The 19,639-nt window shown below is 69.4% G+C and carries 19 protein-coding genes; 9 read left to right on the top strand and 10 right to left on the bottom strand.

What is annotated here, in order from left to right; genetic code table 11:
• Positions 1–98 precede the first annotated feature (98 nt).
• From G6N07_RS11855 to ctaC, 4 genes are all read right to left on the bottom strand, one after another.
• Entirely contained in the window at positions 99–743 is a 645-nt protein-coding gene (locus tag G6N07_RS11855; protein WP_085191245.1) for a DUF2561 family protein, read from the bottom strand.
• Positions 743–1,633 carry an MmpS family transport accessory protein gene (locus G6N07_RS11860; protein ID WP_085191247.1) on the bottom strand — a complete coding sequence of 297 codons (891 nt, stop codon included), beginning with the start codon at positions 1,631–1,633 and terminating at the stop codon, positions 743–745. The genes G6N07_RS11855 and G6N07_RS11860 overlap by 1 nt, the downstream gene beginning before the upstream one ends.
• A 169-nt stretch (positions 1,634–1,802) precedes the next feature.
• Positions 1,803–2,222, bottom strand: coding sequence for a cytochrome c oxidase subunit 4 (locus tag G6N07_RS11865; RefSeq protein WP_085191249.1), 420 nt, complete (start codon positions 2,220–2,222; stop codon positions 1,803–1,805).
• 9 nt (positions 2,223–2,231) lie between these two features.
• Positions 2,232–3,290 carry an aa3-type cytochrome oxidase subunit II gene (ctaC, locus tag G6N07_RS11870; RefSeq protein ID WP_085191250.1) on the bottom strand — a complete coding sequence of 353 codons (1,059 nt, stop codon included), beginning with the start codon at positions 3,288–3,290 and terminating at the stop codon, positions 2,232–2,234.
• Between the two features lie 150 nt (positions 3,291–3,440).
• Here ctaC and asnB point away from each other — a divergent pair, with 150 nt between their 5' ends.
• Positions 3,441–5,396, top strand: coding sequence for an asparagine synthase (glutamine-hydrolyzing) (gene asnB / locus G6N07_RS11875; protein ID WP_085191252.1), 1,956 nt, complete (start codon positions 3,441–3,443; stop codon positions 5,394–5,396).
• Between the two features lie 32 nt (positions 5,397–5,428).
• Here asnB and G6N07_RS11880 read toward each other — a convergent pair whose 3' ends face one another.
• Entirely contained in the window at positions 5,429–6,403 is a 975-nt protein-coding gene (locus tag G6N07_RS11880; RefSeq protein ID WP_085191254.1) for a carbohydrate kinase family protein, read from the bottom strand.
• Positions 6,404–6,574: 171 nt separating this feature from the next.
• Here G6N07_RS11880 and G6N07_RS11885 point away from each other — a divergent pair, with 171 nt between their 5' ends.
• Positions 6,575–7,213: an Rv0361 family membrane protein gene (locus G6N07_RS11885; protein ID WP_085191256.1), complete on the top strand. Its 639-nt coding sequence runs from the start codon at positions 6,575–6,577 to the stop codon at positions 7,211–7,213.
• Positions 7,214–7,217: 4 nt separating this feature from the next.
• Here G6N07_RS11885 and G6N07_RS11890 read toward each other — a convergent pair whose 3' ends face one another.
• On the bottom strand, positions 7,218–7,580 hold the full coding sequence (locus G6N07_RS11890; RefSeq protein WP_011560685.1) for a HesB/IscA family protein: 363 nt from the start codon (positions 7,578–7,580) through the stop codon (positions 7,218–7,220).
• 155 nt (positions 7,581–7,735) lie between these two features.
• On the opposite strand from G6N07_RS11890, the gene G6N07_RS11895 reads away from it, so the two are divergent.
• From G6N07_RS11895 to G6N07_RS11910, 4 genes are read left to right on the top strand one after another with little or no spacing between them, the layout of a single operon-like run.
• A complete protein-coding gene (locus G6N07_RS11895) occupies positions 7,736–8,431 on the top strand; it encodes a DUF3043 domain-containing protein (RefSeq protein ID WP_085191258.1) in 696 nt (231 codons plus the stop codon).
• A 15-nt stretch (positions 8,432–8,446) separates the two neighbouring features.
• On the top strand, positions 8,447–8,977 hold the full coding sequence (locus G6N07_RS11900; RefSeq protein WP_085191260.1) for a bifunctional adenosylcobinamide kinase/adenosylcobinamide-phosphate guanylyltransferase: 531 nt from the start codon (positions 8,447–8,449) through the stop codon (positions 8,975–8,977).
• A gap of 26 nt (positions 8,978–9,003) precedes the next feature.
• Positions 9,004–10,056, top strand: a complete 1,053-nt coding sequence (gene cobT, locus G6N07_RS11905; RefSeq protein WP_085191432.1) for a nicotinate-nucleotide--dimethylbenzimidazole phosphoribosyltransferase — start codon at positions 9,004–9,006, stop codon at positions 10,054–10,056.
• The gene (locus G6N07_RS11910) at positions 10,053–10,799 is read left to right on the top strand and encodes an adenosylcobinamide-GDP ribazoletransferase (protein ID WP_085191262.1); all 747 of its coding nucleotides are present in this window, start codon (positions 10,053–10,055) and stop codon (positions 10,797–10,799) included. The genes cobT and G6N07_RS11910 overlap by 4 nt, the downstream gene beginning before the upstream one ends.
• Before the next feature lie 24 nt (positions 10,800–10,823).
• Here the strand turns inward: G6N07_RS11910 and G6N07_RS11915 are convergent, their stop codons facing one another.
• Both G6N07_RS11915 and gcvT read right to left on the bottom strand, forming a co-directional pair.
• Positions 10,824–11,957, bottom strand: coding sequence for a branched-chain amino acid aminotransferase (locus G6N07_RS11915; protein ID WP_085191263.1), 1,134 nt, complete (start codon positions 11,955–11,957; stop codon positions 10,824–10,826).
• A 23-nt stretch (positions 11,958–11,980) separates the two neighbouring features.
• Complete coding sequence (gcvT, locus tag G6N07_RS11920) at positions 11,981–13,075, bottom strand: glycine cleavage system aminomethyltransferase GcvT (RefSeq protein ID WP_085191265.1); 1,095 nt, start codon at positions 13,073–13,075, stop codon at positions 11,981–11,983.
• 25 nt (positions 13,076–13,100) lie between these two features.
• Between gcvT and G6N07_RS11925 the strand changes: the two genes are divergently transcribed.
• Positions 13,101–14,627, top strand: a complete 1,527-nt coding sequence (locus tag G6N07_RS11925; protein WP_085191267.1) for a leucyl aminopeptidase — start codon at positions 13,101–13,103, stop codon at positions 14,625–14,627.
• A 15-nt stretch (positions 14,628–14,642) separates the two neighbouring features.
• Here the strand turns inward: G6N07_RS11925 and G6N07_RS11930 are convergent, their stop codons facing one another.
• Both G6N07_RS11930 and G6N07_RS11935 read right to left on the bottom strand, forming a co-directional pair.
• On the bottom strand, positions 14,643–16,421 hold the full coding sequence (locus G6N07_RS11930; RefSeq protein ID WP_179959985.1) for an SDR family oxidoreductase: 1,779 nt from the start codon (positions 16,419–16,421) through the stop codon (positions 14,643–14,645).
• A gap of 7 nt (positions 16,422–16,428) precedes the next feature.
• Positions 16,429–16,779 (bottom strand): oxidoreductase, encoded by a 351-nt coding sequence (locus tag G6N07_RS11935; protein WP_085191269.1) that lies wholly within the window; start codon positions 16,777–16,779, stop codon positions 16,429–16,431.
• Between the two features lie 149 nt (positions 16,780–16,928).
• On the opposite strand from G6N07_RS11935, the gene sucB reads away from it, so the two are divergent.
• On the top strand, positions 16,929–18,680 hold the full coding sequence (sucB, locus tag G6N07_RS11940; RefSeq protein ID WP_085191271.1) for a 2-oxoglutarate dehydrogenase, E2 component, dihydrolipoamide succinyltransferase: 1,752 nt from the start codon (positions 16,929–16,931) through the stop codon (positions 18,678–18,680).
• A 4-nt stretch (positions 18,681–18,684) separates the two neighbouring features.
• Positions 18,685–19,623 carry a TIGR01777 family oxidoreductase gene (locus G6N07_RS11945; protein WP_085191273.1) on the top strand — a complete coding sequence of 313 codons (939 nt, stop codon included), beginning with the start codon at positions 18,685–18,687 and terminating at the stop codon, positions 19,621–19,623.
• Positions 19,624–19,639 lie beyond the last annotated feature (16 nt).

Raw genomic sequence — 19,639 nt, forward strand, 5'->3', positions numbered from 1 at the left:
CGATCCTTGCGATCGCTGCGGCCGTTCGTCGTGTGGTGTATGAGTCGTCGCGGTATGGGCCGGCCGCCTCGGCCTGCGAGACGGAACTCGACCAGGTGTCAGGCAGCCGGTTGCCGCAGGACGCGGATCTCGCGCAGATACCACCACGGCGCCACCGGCATGGCCAGCGTGATGACCGCCGCCAGGCCGTAGAGCACCCATGAGGCGATGTCGTCGCCGACGGCCATCAGATAGGTCGCCATCCCGATCACCACCATCGCAGCTCCCATGGCGATCGCGATGACCAGCGCGCAACGCCGCCAGAGTTGCTCGACGCGGGCATTCCCGGGCCCAGCGTGCAGCCGGGGCGGCACCTCACGGAGGGCGGCGACGTTGAGCTTTTCCGTCGGCGATTCGGCGGTGCGGGCCGCACTTCCCTGCCCCGCCATGGTGCCAGCCCGCTGCACGGTCAGCGGTGCGGGCTCGCCCGCAGCATTGCGACGCGCTCGCAGCAACAGCGGCACGGCTGCGGCGATGACGACAGCGGAGACGCCGATGACGCCGTACAGAAGCCACGGCGTGCCGCCGTCGGCGGCGGGCGCCGACGCCCCGGCGAGGTCCGCCAGCGCGACAGTCGCCGCGACACCGGTGCCCAGTGCGGTCAACCACACGGCACCGCCCGCGCCGAGGAGGATGCGGTCCAGGTTGTCCACGTCGCCGGTGTCCGGCCGCGTGGCGGACACGGTGTCGCCCGGGTATGTCATCAGCAACTCGTCTGTGCGGCGTTGCCGTTGTTGGCGGACAGCACCGTGCCGTCGCTCGTCGTGATCGAACAGTTCAGCTTGCTGACCAGGAACAGGCTCGAAGCCTGCACCGATCCCACCTCCGACTGGGAGATCGGGGTGACGGTCAGCGACCAGGGGATGTAGACGTTGCGCTGGGTCCTGCGGCGTCCGGACGCGTCGACGTAGGTGACGGTGATGATGTCTCCCGGCGCCTTCGTCCCCGTCACCGAGTAGGTCACCTGCCGGGGACCGGCGGGAGTCGTGGTGGTCGGCGGCGGAGGCGGCGGTGTCGTGGTCTGTTGCGGCGGAGGCGGCGGTGGCGCCTCGGCCGGCGGCGCTGGAGGCGGCGGCTCGGTGACCGTCACGGTCTCCGGCGGAGGCGGTGGTGGCGGAGGCTCGGTCGTCGTCGGCGACGGCGGTGGCGGCGTGGTGGTCGTGGTGATCTCATCCTGCACGGGGGGCGGAGGCGTCGTCGTGGTGGTCGCCGGGGTGGCCAACTGATCGGTGTTGGTCTCGGTCACCAACAGCGCCACCGACACCACCAGAGAGATCGCGGCGATGATCGCGGTGACACCGACGATCCACGGCCAGCGGGGCGGAGCCGGCTCGTCGCCGAGGTCGGACGCCGGCTCATAGCTGTCGTAGTCGTACAGCGCCGGGTCCGCGGGCACATAGGGTCCGCTGGTGAACTGTTCTGATTCCGGGGCGGAGTACGCCTGGGAGTAGGACTCCGTCGCACCCGAGGCGGCCGGTGCCTCGGCCGCGTCGACCTGTTCGGTCGCGTCGTCGGGTGCCGAGTGCCTACCGCCGTCCCGCTCGGGCTGGTCGGGTCCCGGCGAGCCCGGCCCTGGGGGGTTCGGCCCGCTCATCTACGCCTATTCCTTCTCGACTGCGTCACCGGCGCGGACATGCGGCCTCGACCGCTCACCGCGCCGGGGCAAACACTACCCAACGGCGGGTGACCGTCGTCCGTCACAGCGCGGTTCGCCGGCCAGGTGTTGCCCGTTTCGTGATCTTTGGGCCCGCGCGAGCGCCGGGTCAGTGCTTCTCAGGGCCCCAGTAGTACTCGAAGACCAGGCCGGCGGCCGACGTGAGCACGAACACGATGCCCGCCACGATCAGCCACGGTAGCCACAGCGCGGCGCCGACCGCGGCGGTGGAGAAGGACAGCGCGATCATGATCGGCCACCAGCTGTGCGGCGCGAAGAAGCCGAGTTCACCGGCGCCGTCGCTGATCTCGGCGTCCTCGTAGTCCTCGGGCCGGGTGTCGAGGCGCCGGGCGATGAACCGGAAGAACGTGCCGACGATGAGGGTCAGCCCAGTGGTCAGCACCAGCGCGGTGGTACCCGCCCACTCCACGCCGCCGCCGCCGAACATCGCGGTCAGCGTGGCGTACACGACAGCGGCGAGAGCGAAGAACGCCGTGAGGACCTCGAACAACCTGGCTTCGATGTGCATCGAGAAGTCCTACCTGTTCGCTTGCGGGGCCATCTCGCCGCGCCGTGTGTCGAACGGCTTGGTCGTGACGGCGGTGGGTGGCTGGTTAATGGCGATCAGCGCCTCGGCGTTCGTCCTGCCCGCCATGCGCTGGTTCAGGTACGCCTTGAAGTCGTTCGGCGGGACCACCCGGACCTCGAAGTTCATCATCGCGTGGTAAATGCCGCAGAACTCCGCGCAACGACCCACGAAGGCCCCGTCCTCGGTGATCTCGCTGATCTGGAAGATGTTGTCGGAGTTGTTCTGCTGCGGGTTCGGGTTCACATCCCGCTTGAACAGGAACTCCGGCACCCAGAAGGAATGCACCACGTCGGCCGAGGCCAGCCGGAACTCGATGCGCTTCTCGGACGGCAGCACCAGGATCGGAACCTCGTTGCTGGTGCCCAGCGTCTCGATCCGGTCGAACGCCAGGTAGCTGCGCTCCTCGGTGTTCTGGCCGGCGATCACGCCCTGCTCCGGGCGGGCCTCTTCCGACTCACCCACGGCGCCCGCACCCTCTTCACCGGGGCGGGAGGCGATGGCGGCGCTGCGCGCCTCGTCGACCCCGTCGTAGGTCATCGTGCCGTCGGCGAAGTTGACCTTGTTGTACCCGAACTTCCAGTTCCACTGGAACGCCGTGACGTCGACGACGACCTCGGGGTTGTCCTCCTTGGCCACCATCTGCTCCTGGACCACGACGGTGAAGTAGAACAGCACCGAAATGATGAGGAACGGGATGACCGTCAGGACCAGCTCCAGCGGCATGTTGTAGCCGAACTGGCGTGGCAACTCGGTGTCGGAGGCCTTCTTACGGTGGAAGGCGCTCACCCAGAAGATCATGAGGTAGACGATGCCGCCGACCACCAGGGCAGCGATCATCGAGCCAATCCACAGTTCCCGGTTCAGGTGCGCTTCGGGCGTGATGCCCTTCGGCCAGCCCAGAGCCAGTGCCTCCGTGAAGCTGCAGCCGCTCAACACCAGTGCGGTGGCACCGAAAACCACCACCAGTGCGGCTTTTCGTGCCACCGCCTTCAGCCCGCGAGGGGTCACGTTGGCGCCTCCTAGAAGTCCGCTAAGCCGACCGCTGCGCGGTCCATGCCACCGTTTGAATACTACGCAGCGTAGACCACGCCGGGGTGGCGGTCTCGACACACCTCTGCCTTGGCGTTCAACCGGGACGCTTTGGGCATACTTGTCGCCGTGTGCGGACTGCTGGCGTTCCTGAAAGACCCGTCCGCGCAGCCCTCCCCCGCGCTGGTCGGCGCGGTTTCGGGGGCTGCTGAACTGATGCGTCATCGGGGTCCAGACGAACCGGGGACCTGGTCGGACGACGTGGAAGATCCGGGCATCGTGCTCGGCTTCAACCGGCTGTCGATCATCGACATCGCGCACAGCCACCAACCGCTGCGCTGGGGTCCCGCCGAGGCGCCGCTGCGTTACGTGCTGGTGTTCAACGGCGAGATCTACAACTACCTGGAATTGCGACGGGAACTGGCCGAAGCCTTCGGCGCCGAGTTCGCCACCGACGGGGACGGCGAGGCGATCATCGCCGCCTACCACCACTGGGGTCCGACCGCGCTGTCGCGGCTGCGCGGCATGTTCGCGTTCGCGATGTGGGACACCGTGGAGGGGGAACTGTTCTGCGCGCGGGATCCGTTCGGGATCAAACCGCTCTACATCGCGACCGGTCCGGGCGGGACGGCGGTCGGCAGCGAAAAGAAGTGTCTACTGGCTCTGGCCGGGGAACTGGGCTTCGACACCGGCCTGGACGAGCGCGCCGTCCAGCACTACACCGTCCTGCAGTACGTCCCTGAGCCGGAGACGCTGCACCGCGGTGTACGCCGGCTCGAGTCGGGCAGCTACCTGCGGATGCGGCCGGGTCAGGCACCGGTGGTGACCCGGTACTTCACCCCCCGCTTCGACGCGGTGCCCTTTCGCGCCGGTTCCGGTCCTGGTGCGGAACAGTCTCGATACGACGAGATCACCGCGGTGCTGCAGGATTCGGTCGCCAAGCACATGCGCGCGGATGTCACCGTCGGCGCTTTCCTGTCCGGTGGTATCGATTCGACCGCGATCGCCGCGCTCGCGATGCGCCACAACCCCCGGCTGATCACGTTCACCACCGGCTTCGAGCGGGAGGGTTTCTCGGAGGTCGACGTGGCGGTGGCGTCCGCCGAAGCGATCGGCGCCCGCCACGTCACCAAGGTGGTCAGCCAGGCGGAGTTCGTCGAGGCGCTGCCCGCGATCGTGTGGTATCTCGACGAACCGGTGGCCGATCCGGCGCTGGTGCCGCTGTACTTCATCGCCCGCGAGGCGCGTAAGCACGTCAAGGTGGTGCTCTCCGGGGAGGGCGCCGACGAGTTGTTCGGCGGGTACACCATCTACCGCGAACCGCTGTCGCTTCGGGCCTTCGACTATCTGCCGCGACCGGTTCGGCGCTCGTTGCGGAGGGCGTCGGCTCCGCTTCCCGAAGGGATGCGCGGCAAGAGCCTGCTGCACCGCGGTTCGCAGAGCCTCGAGGAGCGCTACTACGGCAACGCACGCAGCTTTTCCGACGAGCATCTGCGTGCGGTGCTCCGGCGGTTTTCACCGGAGTGGACGCACACCGACGTCACCGCCGCGCTCTACCGGGAGTCGGACGGTTGGGATCCGGTGGCACGCATGCAGCACATCGACCTGTTCACCTGGCTGCGCGGCGACATCCTGGTCAAGGCCGACAAGATGACCATGGCCAACTCGCTGGAGCTTCGGGTGCCGTTCCTCGACCCCGAGGTGTTCGCGGTGGCGTCGCGGCTGCCACTGGAGCAGAAGATCACCCGCACGACGACGAAGTTCGCGCTGCGGCGGGCGTTGGAACCCGTGGTGCCCCCACACGTGCTGAACCGGCCGAAGCTCGGCTTCCCGGTGCCGATCCGGCACTGGTTGCGGTCGGGGGAACTGCTCGAATGGGCCTACGAAACGGTCGCGGCGTCACAGACCGGCGATCTCATCGACGCCGAGGCCGTGCGCAACATGCTCGACGAGCACCGGACCGGCGTCAGCGATCACAGCCGCCGGTTGTGGACCGTGCTGATCTTCATGCTGTGGCACGCGATCTTCGTCGAGGGCAGCGTCACCCCACAGATCAGGGAGCCGCACTACCCCGTGCAGCTCTGACCGGCCGTGCAGCTCTGACCGGACGTCCGGCGTCAGCCGAGCGCCCCGGCGATGTCCTTGGCGGCGTCGGCGCCGTAGGCGTCGCCGATCCGCTCGAGGCCGGCGTCCCTGTCCCACGTCCACTCCTGCGGGCCGGGCGCTTCGAGCACCAGCGTCGCGACCAGTGAGGCCAGCTGGGCGGCGCGCTCGAGGCTCAACCCGGCGCTGCGGCCGGTGAGGAATCCGGCACGGAATGCGTCACCGATGCCGGTCGGATCCTCTTTGTGGGTTTCGGGGACCACGTCGACGTGGACGAAGGTGCCGTCGCGTCCGACGAGGTCGACCCCTTTCTCGCCCAACGTGGTCACCCGCAGCTGGATCTGCTGCATGACCTCGGCCTCCGACCAGCCGGACTTCTGCAGCAGCAGATCCCACTCGTAGTCGTTGGTGAACAGGTAGGTGGCGCCGTCGATCAGCCTGCGGATCTCGCCGCCCGACAACCGGGCCAGCTGCTGGCTGGGGTCGGCCGCGAACGGGAGACCGAGCGAGCGGCACTCCTCGGTGAGCAGGAACATCGCATCGGGGTCGTTAGCGCCGATGATCACCAGGTCGGGGTTGCCGGTGCGGGCGACGACGTCGGCGAGCTTGATGTTGCGCGACTCCGACATCGCGCCCGGGTAGAAGGACGCGAGCTGCGCCATGTCGTCGTCGGTGGTGCAGACGAACCGGGCGGTGTAGGCGGTCTCGGAGACCAGGACGCTGTCGCAGTCCACACCGTGGGCCGTCAGCCAGCCGCGGTAGTCGTCGAAGTCCCTGCCGACGGCGCCGATCAGCGTGGGCTCGCCGCCGAGGATGCCCATGGCGTAAGCCATGTTGCCCGCGACGCCGCCACGGTGGATGACCAGGTCGTCGACGAGGAAGCTCAGCGACACCTTCTGCAGGTGCTCGGCGAGTAGCTGATCGGCGAAGCGGCCCGGGAATCGCATCAGATGGTCGGTCGCAATGGACCCGGTCACCGCAATGGTCACGAAGTGTCACCCTTCAAAGTCGTCTGCACTACCCCGACCCTAGCCGCCCGGATCTGGGGCCCGTCGTCCCCCGGTGGCACACCCGCTGTGCGCTAACCTGCGTACAAGTGCCCGCGCGGTCACTGTAGACAGGCGATCTGATCTCACAATCCCCTTGGAGCGACGTTCTCGATGGCCGGCCCGTACCCCTATCCGGAGTCCTACCCCCAGCAACCGCTTCCGCCGCATCAGGGCACACCGCAACCTTATCCGGGTCAGGTGCCGTCGGCATATCCAGGCATGCTGCCCCCGCCGGTGCAGTATCCGGAGCGGGGGCGCAGACGGCTGATGTGGGCGGTGGCCGTCGCGGTCTTGGTGGCCGCCCTGGTGGCAGCGGTGGTCTTCGCCACCCGTGACGACGGTGCGCCGCAGGCGGCTGGGCCGCTCGGCGACGCCTCCGCCCGCACGGCGATCCAGGGTTACCTCGACGCCCTGTCCAACGGCGACGACGAGCAGGTTGCCCGGCATGCACTGTGCGGGCTGTTCGACGCCGTGAAGGAGAAGCGGTCGGATCTTGCGCTGGCAGGTCTGGCGGGCGACGCGTTCCGTAAACAGTTCAGCCGAGCGGAGGTGACGTCCATCGACACGATCGTGCCGTGGTCGGCGAATCAGGCTCAGGTGCTGTTCACCATGCGGGTGGCGCCGGCCCGTGGTTCGGCCCGGCGGCAGCAGCCCCCCAATGAGGAGGAACAGGCGGTCGCGCAGCTGCTCATCCGGGACAACGAGGTGCTGGTCTGCTCGTATCTGCTGCGCAGCGGCAGCCAGTACTAGCCGATCAGTTGAACGAGTCGCCGCAGGCGCACGAGCCCGTGGCGTTCGGGTTGTCGATCGTGAAGCCCTGCTTCTCGATGGTGTCGACGAAGTCGATCGTGGCGCCCTGCACGTAGGGGGCGCTCATCCGGTCGACGGTCAGGTTGACGCCACCAAATTCCGCGGTCAGATCGCCGTCGAGCGCCCGATCGTCGAAGAACAGGTTGTAGCGCAGGCCGGCGCAGCCGCCCGGCTGCACGGCGATGCGCAGCGCCAGGTCGTCACGGCCCTCCTGGTCGAGCAGGGCCTTCGCCTTGGCGGCCGCGGCTTCGGTGAGAAGCACACCGTGGGTTGCGGTGGCGGTCGCCGACTCATCCTGAACAGTCATTGCTCTCCCTTTGCATCCCTGCTGCTGGTTCGTGGGGAACGCGCCGACGAAACCCGCCGGCGGTCCACTACCTCAACGGTACCTTGCTGCCGCGTTATTCCGGAGCTGACTCCCGCCCGGCCGAACCCCGTCGATCGGCAAGTAATCTGGCGGATGTGAAACTGCTGGGCCGAAAAGGCGACTCCAGCCGGAGAAATGACGGCGAGCGACCCGAGGACCGCGAGGCGGCCGCGGCGACGGCGAGACCCGCGCCCGGATCGGACACCAGGGAGCGCCTGACCGCCCCCAAAGGCAGGCCCACCCCGAAACGCGACGCCGCCAAGCGTCGCGGCCCGGTGGCACCCGCCCCGCTGACTTCCGCTGAGGCGCGTCGCCGCCGCAAGGAGCTGCGCGGACCCAAGCTCAGCAAGGAAGAGCGTAAGGCCGACAAGATTCAACGGCGCGCCTCGATGGCCGAGCGCCGTGAGAAGATGATGGCCGGTGACGATGCCTACCTGCTGCCCCGCGACAAGGGGCCGGTGCGGCGCTTCGCGCGCGACGTGGTCGATTCACGGCGCAACGTGCTGGGCCTGTTCATGCCCGCCGCCTTGGCGCTGATCTTCGTGATGCTCGCCGTGCCGTCGATCGAGGTGCAGCGGCTACTGTCGCCGGCCATGCTCGTGCTGGTGCTCATCATGGTCATCGACGGGTTCGTCGTCGGCCGCAAGGTCAACCGTCTGGTCGACGAGAAGTTCCCGGGCAACACCGAATCCGGGTGGAAGCTCGGATTCTACGCGGCCAGCCGGGCGTCGCAGATGCGCCGGATGCGGGCCCCGCGCCCACAGGTCGAGCGCGGCGCCAAAGTAACCTGAGGCGGACCGGCGACGGTGCGCACACTTGTTCTCGGCGGCATCCGCTCCGGTAAATCGCAGTGGGCGGAAGGACAGCTCGACGCGGCGGCGCAACAGGAGCCCGTCCGCTACATGGCCACCGGCGCGTCGCCCGCTGCCGACGTGGAGTGGGCCCGGCGGGTCGCCGCACACCGTGAGCGCCGACCTGGCCGCTGGTTGACCACCGAGACCACCGACGTCCCCGCCGCCCTGCGCGAAGATCCCACCACGGCGACCCTGGTCGACGACATCGGCGGGTGGCTGACCGCGGAGCTGGACCGCTGCGACGCATGGAATGCCGGTTCGGCGGCGCCGGGCATCAACGCGCTAGTGGCGGCGGTGGCCGCGTTCGCCGGGCCCCTGGCCCTGGTCAGCCCCGAGGTGGGACTGACCGTGGTGCCCGCTACGGCCAGCGGACGCCGGTTCGCCGACGAACTCGGCGCGCTCAACCAACGGCTGGCCGCGACGTGCGATCGTGTGGTGCTGATCGTCGCGGGCCAACCGATCACCGTGAAGGAGCCGTGGTGAGATTTGCCGACGTGGGATTTGCCGACGTGGGATTTGCCGACGTGGGATTTGCCGACGTGGCGCCACCGGACGCGGGCGCCGCGGCCCAGGCAAAGGCCCGTCAGGGCCGGCTCACCAAACCGGCCGGCGCTCTCGGCCGGCTCGAGGAACTCTCGGTGTGGGTGTCGGCCTGCCAGGGCGTGTGCCCGCCGCGACAGTTCAGCCGGCCTCGGGTGGTGGTGTTCGCCGGTGACCACGGGGTCGCCGCCACCGGGGTGTCGGCGTATCCGTCGGAGGTCACCGCGCAGATGGTCGCCAACATCTCGGCAGGCGGGGCGGCGATCAATGCACTGGCCGAGGTGGCCGGCGCCGGGGTGCGGGTCGTCGACGTCGCGGTGGACTGCGACGAACCGCTGACGCCGGCGGTCGGCGCGGTCAAGGTGCGGCGTGGCAGCGGCAACATCGCCCTCGAGGATGCGCTGAGCGGCGAGGAGACCGAGGCGGCGCTGGCGGCGGGCCGCCGCATCGCCGACGACGAGGTCGACTCCGGGGCGGACCTGCTGATCGCCGGCGACATGGGGATCGCGAACACGACGGCGGCAACGGCGTTGATCGCTGTTCTGACCAATTCGGAACCGGTGGTGGTAGTGGGTCGCGGGACCGGCATCGACGACGCCGGCTGGGCGCGTAAGACCGCGGCGGTCCGCGACGCCATGTACCGCGCGCGCACGGTGGCGGCGGATCCGGTGGCGCTGCTGCGAATCTGCGGCGGTGCCGATCTGGCCGCGATGGCGGGGTTCTGCGCGCAGGCCGCGGTGCGCCGGACGCCGCTGCTGCTCGACGGCCTGGTGGTGACGGCTGCCGCGCTGGTCGCCGACCGACTGGCCCCGGGCGCGCGGCAGTGGTGGCAGGCCGGACACCGCTGTCCTGAACCCGGACACACGCTCGCCCTCGATCGCCTCGGCCTGACACCGATCCTCGACCTGGGGATGCGGCTGGGTGAGGGCACCGGCGCGGCGGTTGCGCTGCCTGTGGTGCGCGCCGCGGTCGCCGCACTGGCCGGGATGGCCACCTTCGACGAGGCCGGCGTCTCGTCGTGATCAGTGCGGTCGCAGGGGCCTTCGCCTTCGGCACCGTGCTGCCGGTACCTGCCGGCCGTACCGCAAGATTGGGCCGCGGCGTGCTCAGCGCACTGCCCTGCGTCGGTATCGCGCTCGGTGCGGTCGCTGCCGCGGTGCTGTGGGCGGCGTCGTGGGGATTCGGCGCACACAGCGCACTGGCCGGTCTGCTGACCGTGGCCGTGCTGCTGCTGGCCACCCGCGGAATGCACATCGACGGCCTGTCCGACACCGTCGACGGGCTGGGGTGCTACGGCCCGCCGGAACGCGCCCTGCGCGTGATGCGCGACGGGTCGGCCGGCGCGTTCGGTGCGGCGTCGATCGTGGTGGCAGTGGGCGCGCAGGCGCTGGCGTTCTCGATGCTGCCCGACGGTTGGGCCGGTGCGGCGGGAGCCGTCGCGGCGGTGACGGCAGGGCGGGTCGCCGCGCTGGTGGCCTGCCGGCGCGGGACACCCGCCGCCGCGGGCAGCGCGCTCGGCGCTCGCGTGGCGGGCACCCAACCAGCGGCGGTGGTGGTGGGGTGGCTGGTCGTTGTGGCAGCGATGGCCATCCCGGCCACCGAGCGGGTCTGGCAGGGGCCCGTGGCGGTGTTGACAGCGGTGGGCGTGGCCGCCCTGCTGGTGCGGCACTGCGTGCGCCGGTTCGGCGGGGTCACCGGTGACGTGCTGGGCGCCGCGATCGAGGTGACCACGACGGTGGTGGCACTGGGCCTGGTGCTCAGGTGAGGAGACCGGCGATCCTCAGCGGTTTCAGTTCCCGCCTGGTACCGCAGAAGCCTGGGCGAGCTCGACCATCCAGCCATGGGTGTCGGCGAAGGTGCCGCGCTGGATGCCGGTGAGCGTGTCGCGCAGCGCCATCGTCACCTCGCCGGGCTCACCGTCGGCGATGGTGAACTCGCCGTCGTTGTGCTTGACGTGGCTGACCGGGGTGATCACCGCGGCAGTGCCGCACGCGAACACCTCGCTGATCTCCCCGGCGGCGGCCTTCTTCTGCCACTCGTCGACGTCGATCTTACGCTCCTCGACGGCGAATCCGGCGTCGCTTGCCAACTGCAGCAAAGACTCTCGGGTGATGCCAGGCAGCAGTGAACCGCTCAGCTCAGGTGTCACCAACCGCGCCGAACCACCGCTGCCGAAGACGAAGAACAGGTTCATCCCGCCCATCTCCTCGACGTAGCGGCGTTCGATCGCGTCGAGCCACACCACCTGGTCGCAGCCGTTCTCGGCGGCCTGCGCCTGCGCGAGCAGCGACGCCGCGTAGTTCCCGCCGAACTTCGCCGCGCCGGTGCCGCCAGGACTGGCCCGCACGTATTCGTGGGACAGCCACACGCTGACCGGTTTGATACCGCGCGGGAAGTATGCCCCGGCCGGCGACCCGATGAGCAGGTAACGGTACTCGTCGGCGGGCCGGACGCCGAGCCCTGGTTCGGTGGCGATGACGAATGGCCGCAGGTACAGCGACTCCTCGCCGCCGGCGGGCGGCACCCACTGCTCGTCGATCGCGACGAGCTGGCGCAGCGATTCCAGGAACACCTCCTCGGGCAGCTCCGGGATCGCGAGTCGGCGGGCCGAGCTCCGCAGCCGGGCGGCGTTGGACTCCGGGCGGAAGGACACCACCGACCCGTCGGCCCACCGGTAGGCCTTGAGCCCCTCGAAGATTTCCTGCGCGTAGTGCAGCACGAGCGCCGACGGATCAAGCTCGATCGGGCCGTAGGGCAGCACGCGGGCGTTGTGCCAGCCGGCGGCGACGGTGTAGTCGATCGACACCATGTGGTCGGTGTGGAAGCGACCGAAGCCGGGATTGGCCAGGATTTCGGCGCGTACCTCGTCGGTCGCCGGTTCCGCATTGCGGTGAACGGTGAACTCGAGGGGGCCGTCATTCATGGAAGCAATTGTATCTCCGGTGGCTAGCGGGTTTTCGCTGTGACGAACGGCGGTTTGACGACCTCACACTCGACGCGTCGACCACGGACGTCCACCTCCACCCGGCTGCCGTCGGCGATGTCGTGGGCGGTGTCGATCAGCGCGAGTGCGATACCGGCCTTCAGGCTCGGCGAGAAGGTTCCCGACGTCGTCACCCCGACCGCGGTGTCGCCGTCGAACACCGTCAGGTCCGGCCGCAGCACCCCGCGCCCGACGGCGCGCAACCCGCGCAGCAGCCGCTTGGGACCGGCGTCCTTCTCGGCCAGCAGCGCATCGCGGCCCCAGAACGCGTCCTTGCGCCACCCGACCGCCCACCCGCAGCGCGCCTGCAGCGCAGAGATCTGGGGCGACAGTTCGTGACCGTGCAGCGGGTAACCCATCTCGGTGCGCAGGGTGTCGCGGGCGCCGAGTCCGGCGGGCTCACCGCCGGCGGCCCGCACAGCCTCCACCAGCGCGTCGAACACCACGCCGGCCTCGTCCCACGTCGGCAGAAGTTCGAAGCCCCGCTCGCCGGTGTAACCGGTGCGGCAGACCCGCACGCCGACGCCGTCGAACGCGGCGTCGGCGTAACCCATGTAACCCATGTCGGTGGGCAGGCCGAGCGCGCCCACCACGTCGGCGGACTTGGGGCCCTGCACCGCCAGCACGGCGTACGAGCGGTGCTCGTCGGTGACCGTCACGCCGTCGGGCGCCCGTTCGGCGAGCGCGGCCACCACGGCGGCGGTGTTCGCGGCGTTGGGCACCAGGAAGATTTCGTCGTCGGAGACGTAGTAGGCGATCAGGTCGTCGATGACGCCGCCGGAATCGTTGCAGCACAACGTGTATTGCGCCTTGCCCGGGCCGATCCGGTTCAGGTCGTTGGTCAGCGCGGCGTTGACGTACGCCGCCGCGCCGGGGCCCCGCACTAGGGCCTTGCCGAGGTGGCTCACGTCGAACAGTCCGACAGTCGTACGGGTCGCGGTGTGCTCGCTGACCGTGCCCGCGTAGGACACCGGCATCAACCATCCGCCGAACTCGGCGAACGTCGCTCCCAGCTCGCGGTGCCGGTCTTCGAGGGGGCCGTGCAGGGGTTCGGTCACGCCTGACACCTTAGGGTGGATTCCCGTGAGTTCCGATCCCGGCTACCAGGCCCCCATCGTCACCGTCAGTTCTTCCACACCGAGCCGCGGCGTGGGCGACACCGTGCTGGTCGTGCCCGTCGTCAGCCGTGACGACGCCGCCGCCGTTCTCACCGCGTCGCCGTTCCTCGACAGCGACGCTGTCCGGGAGATCGAGGCCGCACTGGGGGCGGTCGGTGCGACCGGCGGTGAAGGCCAGACGCACCGCCTGGTGGTGTCCTCGCTGCCGGTGGCCAGCGTCCTGACGGTCGGCTTGGGCAAGGACCGCGACGAGTGGCCCACCGACACCGTGCGAAGAGCGGCCGGCAACGCGGCGCGGTCGCTCGACAAGGCCGCGGCGGTGCTGAGCACGTTGTCGGCGCTGGACCTGGAGGCGGCGATCGAGGGCCTGATCCTGGGCTCGTACCGCTTCACCGAGTTCCGCAGCGACAAGACCGCCCCCAAGGACGGCGGTCTGCGGGCGATCACCGCGCTGTCGCAGGAGTCGAAGACCCGCGCCGGCGACGCCGCGCAGCGTGCCACCGACATCGCCGTCGCCGTCGCGACTGCCCGCGACTTCGTCAACACCCCGCCCAGCCACCTCTATCCGGACGAGTTCGCCCAGCGCGCGAAGGCGCTGGGTGAGGCCGCCGGTCTGAGCGTCGAGATCCTCGACGAGAAGGCCTTGGCCAAGGCGGGTTACGGCGGCATCGTCGGCGTCGGCAAGGGTTCGTCGCGGCCGCCACGGCTGGTGCGGCTGACCCACAAGGGCGCCAAGATGCGTGGGGAGAACCGGGCGAAGCGAGTAGCGCTCGTCGGCAAGGGCATCACCTTCGACACCGGTGGCATCTCGATCAAGCCGGCCGCCAACATGCACCACATGACCTCCGACATGGGCGGGGCGGCCGCGGTGATCGCCACCGTCGCGCTCGCGGCCAAGCAGAAGCTGCCGATCGACGTGATCGCGACGGTGCCGATGGCGGAGAACATGCCGTCGTCGACCGCCCAACGGCCCGGTGACGTGCTGACCCAGTACGGCGGCACCACCGTGGAGGTGCTCAACACCGACGCCGAGGGCCGGTTGATCCTGGCCGACGCGATCGTGCGGGCCTGCGAGGACGACCCCGACTACCTGATCGAGACGTCGACGCTGACCGGCGCCCAGACCGTGGCGCTCGGTTCCCGCACGCCCGGTGTGATGGGCAGCGATGCCTTCCGCGACCGGGTGGCCACGCTGTCGCAGCAGGTTGGTGAGAACGCGTGGGCGATGCCGCTGCCCGAGGAACTCAAAGACGAGCTCAAGTCGACGGTCGCCGACCTCGCCAATGTCAGTGGTTCGCGCTATGCGGGCATGCTCGTGGCAGGCACCTATCTGCGCGAGTTCGTCGCCGACGGTGTCGAGTGGGCGCACATCGACGTCGCGGCCCCGGCGTACAACTCCGGCGGCCCATGGGGTTACACCCCCAAGGGCGGCACCGGGGTTCCGACGCGCACGATGTTCGCGGTCCTCGAAGACATCGCGGCCCAGGGCTGAGAAGCCGAGAAACGGCTAGAGCACCCGGCCGCGGGCGGTGCTGCGCAATGCCTGCGGCAGCACCCGCGAGACACCGTAGACGAAGTAGGCCTCCGGCATCACCGGCCTGATCGCCTTGTCCGCCTTGACGGCGGCGACGATCGCCTTGGCGGCCTTGTCGGGGCCGTAACGGCGCATCGCGAACATCTTCTGCAGTTGACCGCGCCGGCCGGCGACGTCGCCGGTGCGGTCGGCCGGCGCGTGGATGCGGGTGTCGCGCACGATGTTGGTGTTGACGGTGCTCGGGCAGATGGTGGTGAGCCCGATCCCGGCCTCGTCGAGTTCGGCGCGCAGGCAGTCGGAGAACATGTACACCGCGGCCTTGCTGGTGCAGTAGGCGTTGAGCGACTGCAGCGGTGCGTACGATGCCATCGAGGCGACGTTGACGATGTGCCCGCCGGTGCCGCGCTCGACGAGCCGACGGGCGAACGCGCGGCATCCGTTGACCACTCCGCCGAGGTTCACGTCGAGGACCCGGTCCCACTCGTCGCGCGGGGTGTCCAGGAAGCGGCCGGCCTGTCCGACGCCGGCGTTGTTGACCACGATGTCGGGGACACCGTAGGTGGCGCAGACCTCGTCGGCGAACCGCTCGACCGCGTCGGCGTCGGACACGTCGAGCCGGTAGGCGTGCGCGACGCCGCCTGCGGCTTCGATCGCGGCCGCCGTCGCCTTCGCACCGGCCTCGTCGATGTCGCTGACCACCAGTTCGGCGCCTTCCCGCGCGAAGGCCAGCGCGGTCTCACGGCCGATGCCGCTGCCTGCGCCGGTCACCGAGACGAGCGTGTCCGAGAAGTGCTCGCGCGGCACACCCACCCGCGCCCTGCGCAGCTCCCGGTCGGACGGACCACCGTCGACGTGATCGACGAGTTGTGCGACGGCCCGCGCGATCGCGTGCGGGTGCGACATCGGTGACCAGTGCCCCGCGCGCAACTCCCGCCGCCACAGCGTCGGCAACCAGGGTGCGATCTCGTCGTAGACGTAGGGCCGGATGAACGCGTCGCCGGTGTTGACGATCAGCTGCACGGGGACGTCGACGACGCGGGGAGTGCGTGTGGTGAGCAATGCGCGGAAGTAGTTGGCGCGGTAAACCTTCACGCTGCGCGCGGCGTCGGCCCGATAGGTATCGGAGTGCAGCAGCCGATCGGTGGCGATGCCCTCGGCGATCCGCTGGAACTGCCGCAGGCCCTCGGCGATGAAGGTGCGCACGAGCACCGGGCCGACCACCGGGACCGACAGCAGGATCATGTAGCTCAACCGTGTGAACTGGTTCAGCGCGCGCCCCAGTCTGCGGATCCGGTACGGCCGCTTGAGTCCGTCGATGACGTACCGGTGGACGTGGTCGATGCTCGGCCCCGACAGCGACGTGAACGAAGCGACCCGCTCGGCGGCCTCCGGTCGCGACAGGTACTCCCACATGCCGGCGGAACCCCAGTCGTGAGCCACCACGTGCACTCCCCGGCCGAGTGAGACGGCGTCGGCGACCGCCGAGAAGTCGTCAGCATAGCGGGCGGTGGTGTACGACGCGGCACGTTTCGGTGCCGAGGTCGGGCTGACGCCGCGGTTGTCGTAGCGGACGAGGTGAAACCGTTCGGCGAGTCGGGCCACCACGCTGTCCCACACCACATGCGAGTCCGGCCAGCCATGCACCAGGATCAGCGTGGGTCCGTCGAGGTTGCCCTCTTCGTAAACGGCGACGCGCACTCCTTCGGTGCTGTCGACGAAGCGCGGGGCGGGTCGGGACACGGATCCGGTCATCGCGGTGTCACCCTTCTAGTTCGCGGCGGGCGGCGCGTTTGCGTTCTATGCGCCGGCGGGCGTCATAGTCGCGCATGCGCTGCGGGTAGCCAACTTTCTGGACGTCGTACACCGGGATCTTGAGCCGTTCGGACAGCCGCCGCGCACCTGCGTCTCCCCCGGCGCGCCGCCGCGTCCATTCACCGTCGGCGGCGACGAGCACCACCGTGACGTCGGTGACGGTGGTCTTCGGTTCGACGTACGCCTCGACGCCGCGGTGTTCGGCCACCCACTGCCGCAGATACCTCAGGTCGGCCGCGGGGTCGCGGCCCTCCGCACGCGCGGAACGGCGACCGCGCCACTTGTCGAACAGTCCCACCGTCTCCCTCTGCTCTCGTCACATCCCTTTCGATAGTGCCAGAGCAATCTGCTGCCGAGTCTCTCGAGGAAAGCCGGGTACAGACGTGGAAGGATGGGTTGCGACGTTCGCCCACCCCCGCGACTGATCGTGCGAAGGAGCCAACACACATGGCCGTCTCTGTTCAGATGCCCGCTCTCGGTGAGAGCGTCACCGAAGGCACCGTCACCCGGTGGCTCAAGCAAGAGGGTGACACCGTCGAACAGGACGAACCGCTACTCGAGGTCTCGACCGACAAGGTCGACACCGAGATCCCGGCTCCGGCCTCCGGTGTGCTGCAAAAGATCGTGGCGCAGGAGGACGACACTGTCGAGGTCGGCGGCGAACTGGCGGTGATCGGGGACGGCGACGACTCCTCCGACGACTCGTCGGAAGACGAGAAGCCCGCCGAGGAACCGGCGGTGCAGTCGCAACCGGCCGCCGAGGAGACGGCCGACGAGCCCCAAACGGAATCGAAGAAGAAGGAGTCGAAGCCGAAGTCGTCGGGTTCGGCGACCCCGGTGAAGATGCCCGAACTGGGCGAATCCGTTACCGAGGGCACGGTCACCCGGTGGCTCAAGAAGGTGGGCGACAGCGTCGAGGTCGACGAACCGCTGCTGGAGGTGTCGACCGACAAGGTGGACACCGAGATTCCCTCCCCTGTCGCGGGCACACTGCTCGAGATCATCGCCGATGAGGACGACACGGTAGAGGTCGGCGGCGAACTAGCGAAGATCGGTGACGCCGATCAGGCCGAGACCGAACCCGAGGCCGAACCCGAGCCGGAGCCGGAACCCGAGCAAGAGCCGGAACCCAGGCAGGAGTCCAAGCCGGAGCCGAAACCCGAGTCCAAGCCGGAGCCGAAACCCGAGCCCAAGAAGGAACCCGAGCCGCAGCAGGACACCGAGCCGTCCGACGGCGGCGGCCCCTACGTCACACCGCTGGTGCGCAAACTGGCCGCCGAGCACGACGTCGACCTGGCCGGCGTCAAGGGCACCGGCGTGGGGGGCCGCATCCGCAAGCAGGATGTGCTTGCGGCGGCAGAGGCCAAGAAGGCGCCGGCCGGAAAAACCGAGGACGCTGCCGAGGCACCCGGCAAGGCGCCGGCCGCGGCGATGGCGCCCGCGAACGCGAACGCTGCCGACGCGCCGCTGGCGCACCTGCGTGGCACGACGCAGAAGGCCACCCGCATCCGCCAGCTGACGGCGAAGAAGACACGCGAGTCCCTGCAAGCCACAGCGCAGTTGACGCAGACCCACGAGGTCGACATGACCAAGATCGTGGCCCTGCGTACCAAGGCCAAGGCGGGCTTCGCCGAGCGTGAGGGCGTGAACCTCACGTACCTGCCGTTCATCGCCAGGGCGGTCATCGACGCGCTGAAGATGCACCCGAACGTCAACGCGAGCTACAACGAGGACACCAAGGAGATCACCTACTACGACGCCGAGCACCTCGGCTTCGCGGTCGACACCGAACAGGGTCTGCTCTCCCCCGTCGTCAAGAACGCCGGCGACCTGTCGCTGGGCGGGCTGGCCCGGGCGATCAACGACATCGCGTCGCGCGCCCGCTCCGGTGACCTCAAACCAGAGGAACTGTCCGGCGGCACGTTCACCATCACCAACATCGGCAGCCAGGGCGCGCTGTTCGACACGCCGATCCTGGTTCCGCCGCAGGCGGCGATGCTGGGCACCGGCGCGATCGTCAAGCGGCCGCGGGTGATCGTCGACGAGTTCGGCAACGAGTCGATCGGTGTGCGGTCGATCTGCTACCTGCCGCTGACCTACGACCACCGGCTCATCGACGGTGCGGACGCCGGTCGCTTCCTGACCACCATCAAGCGCCGACTCGAAGAGGGTTCGTTCGAGGCCGACCTGGGGCTCTAACCCGGTGGCCACCGGAGCCGGGGGGCCGGCGACATCTGGCGGGGCCGTGATCGCGATCGCGGGCTCTTCCGGTCTCATCGGTTCGGCGTTGGTGTCGGCGCTGCGCGCAGCGGACCGCCGGGTGGTGCGGATCGTGCGCCGGCCACCGTCGAACGCCGACGAGGTGTTCTGGAATCCGGACAGCGGTGAGTTACACGGGGATGCGCTTCGCGGGGTCGACGCCGTGATCAACCTGTGCGGTGTCGGCGTCGGGCAGCGCCGCTGGTCGGGTGCGTTCAAGCAGACCCTGCGCGACAGCCGCATCGACCCCACCGAGGTGCTGGCCAACGCCGTCGCCGAGGCCGGGGTCCCGGTGCTGGTCAACGCCAGTGCCGTCGGCTATTACGGCGATACCCGCGACCGGGTGACCGACGAATCCGCACCCGCGGGCGACGGCTTCCTCGCACAGCTCTGCGTGGACTGGGAGGCCGCGACGGCGGCGGCCGCCGACGACGGCGCCCGGGTGGTGCTGCTGCGCACGGGTCTGGTGCTCTCATCGTCCGGCGGGATGCTGAGCCGGCTCAAACCGCTGTTCAGCCTGGGCTCGGGCGCGCGACTGGGCAACGGCAGGCAGTACATGCCGTGGATCAGCCTCGAGGACCAGGTGCGCGCGGTGCTGTTCGCGGTAGCCCGGGAAGACCTGTCCGGCCCGCTGAACCTGACCGGTCCGGCACCGGTCACGAACGCGGAGTTCACCACGGCGCTGGGCCGTGCGCTCAACCGGCCGGCCCCGCTGATGGTGCCCGGGTTCGCTCTGCGCACGGTGCTCGGCGAATTCGCCGACGAAGGGCTGCTCAGCGGTCAGCGGGCGATCCCCGCCGCACTGGAGCGAGCCGGGTTCACGTTCCACCACAACACCGTCGGGGAAGCCCTCGCCTACGCCACCGGTCCGCGGGACGCCTGAACGAGTAGCGTCGAGG

This window comes from Mycolicibacterium doricum (assembly GCF_010728155.1).
In the GTDB taxonomy this organism is placed as follows: domain Bacteria; phylum Actinomycetota; class Actinomycetes; order Mycobacteriales; family Mycobacteriaceae; genus Mycobacterium; species Mycobacterium doricum.

Excerpts from the sequence above, each read along its gene's own strand:
- G6N07_RS11855 (WP_085191245.1), bottom strand. The coding sequence starts at position 743 with ATGACATACCCGGGCGACACCGTGTCCGCCACGCGGCCGGACACCGGC.
- G6N07_RS11860 (WP_085191247.1), bottom strand. The coding sequence starts at position 1,633 with ATGAGCGGGCCGAACCCCCCAGGGCCGGGCTCGCCGGGACCCGACCAG.
- G6N07_RS11865 (WP_085191249.1), bottom strand. The coding sequence starts at position 2,222 with ATGCACATCGAAGCCAGGTTGTTCGAGGTCCTCACGGCGTTCTTCGCT.
- G6N07_RS11885 (WP_085191256.1), top strand. The coding sequence starts at position 6,575 with ATGGCCGGCCCGTACCCCTATCCGGAGTCCTACCCCCAGCAACCGCTT.
- G6N07_RS11890 (WP_011560685.1), bottom strand. The coding sequence starts at position 7,580 with ATGACTGTTCAGGATGAGTCGGCGACCGCCACCGCAACCCACGGTGTG.
- G6N07_RS11915 (WP_085191263.1), bottom strand. The coding sequence starts at position 11,957 with ATGAATGACGGCCCCCTCGAGTTCACCGTTCACCGCAATGCGGAACCG.
- G6N07_RS11930 (WP_179959985.1), bottom strand. The coding sequence starts at position 16,421 with ATGACCGGATCCGTGTCCCGACCCGCCCCGCGCTTCGTCGACAGCACC.
- sucB (WP_085191271.1), top strand. The coding sequence starts at position 16,929 with ATGGCCGTCTCTGTTCAGATGCCCGCTCTCGGTGAGAGCGTCACCGAA.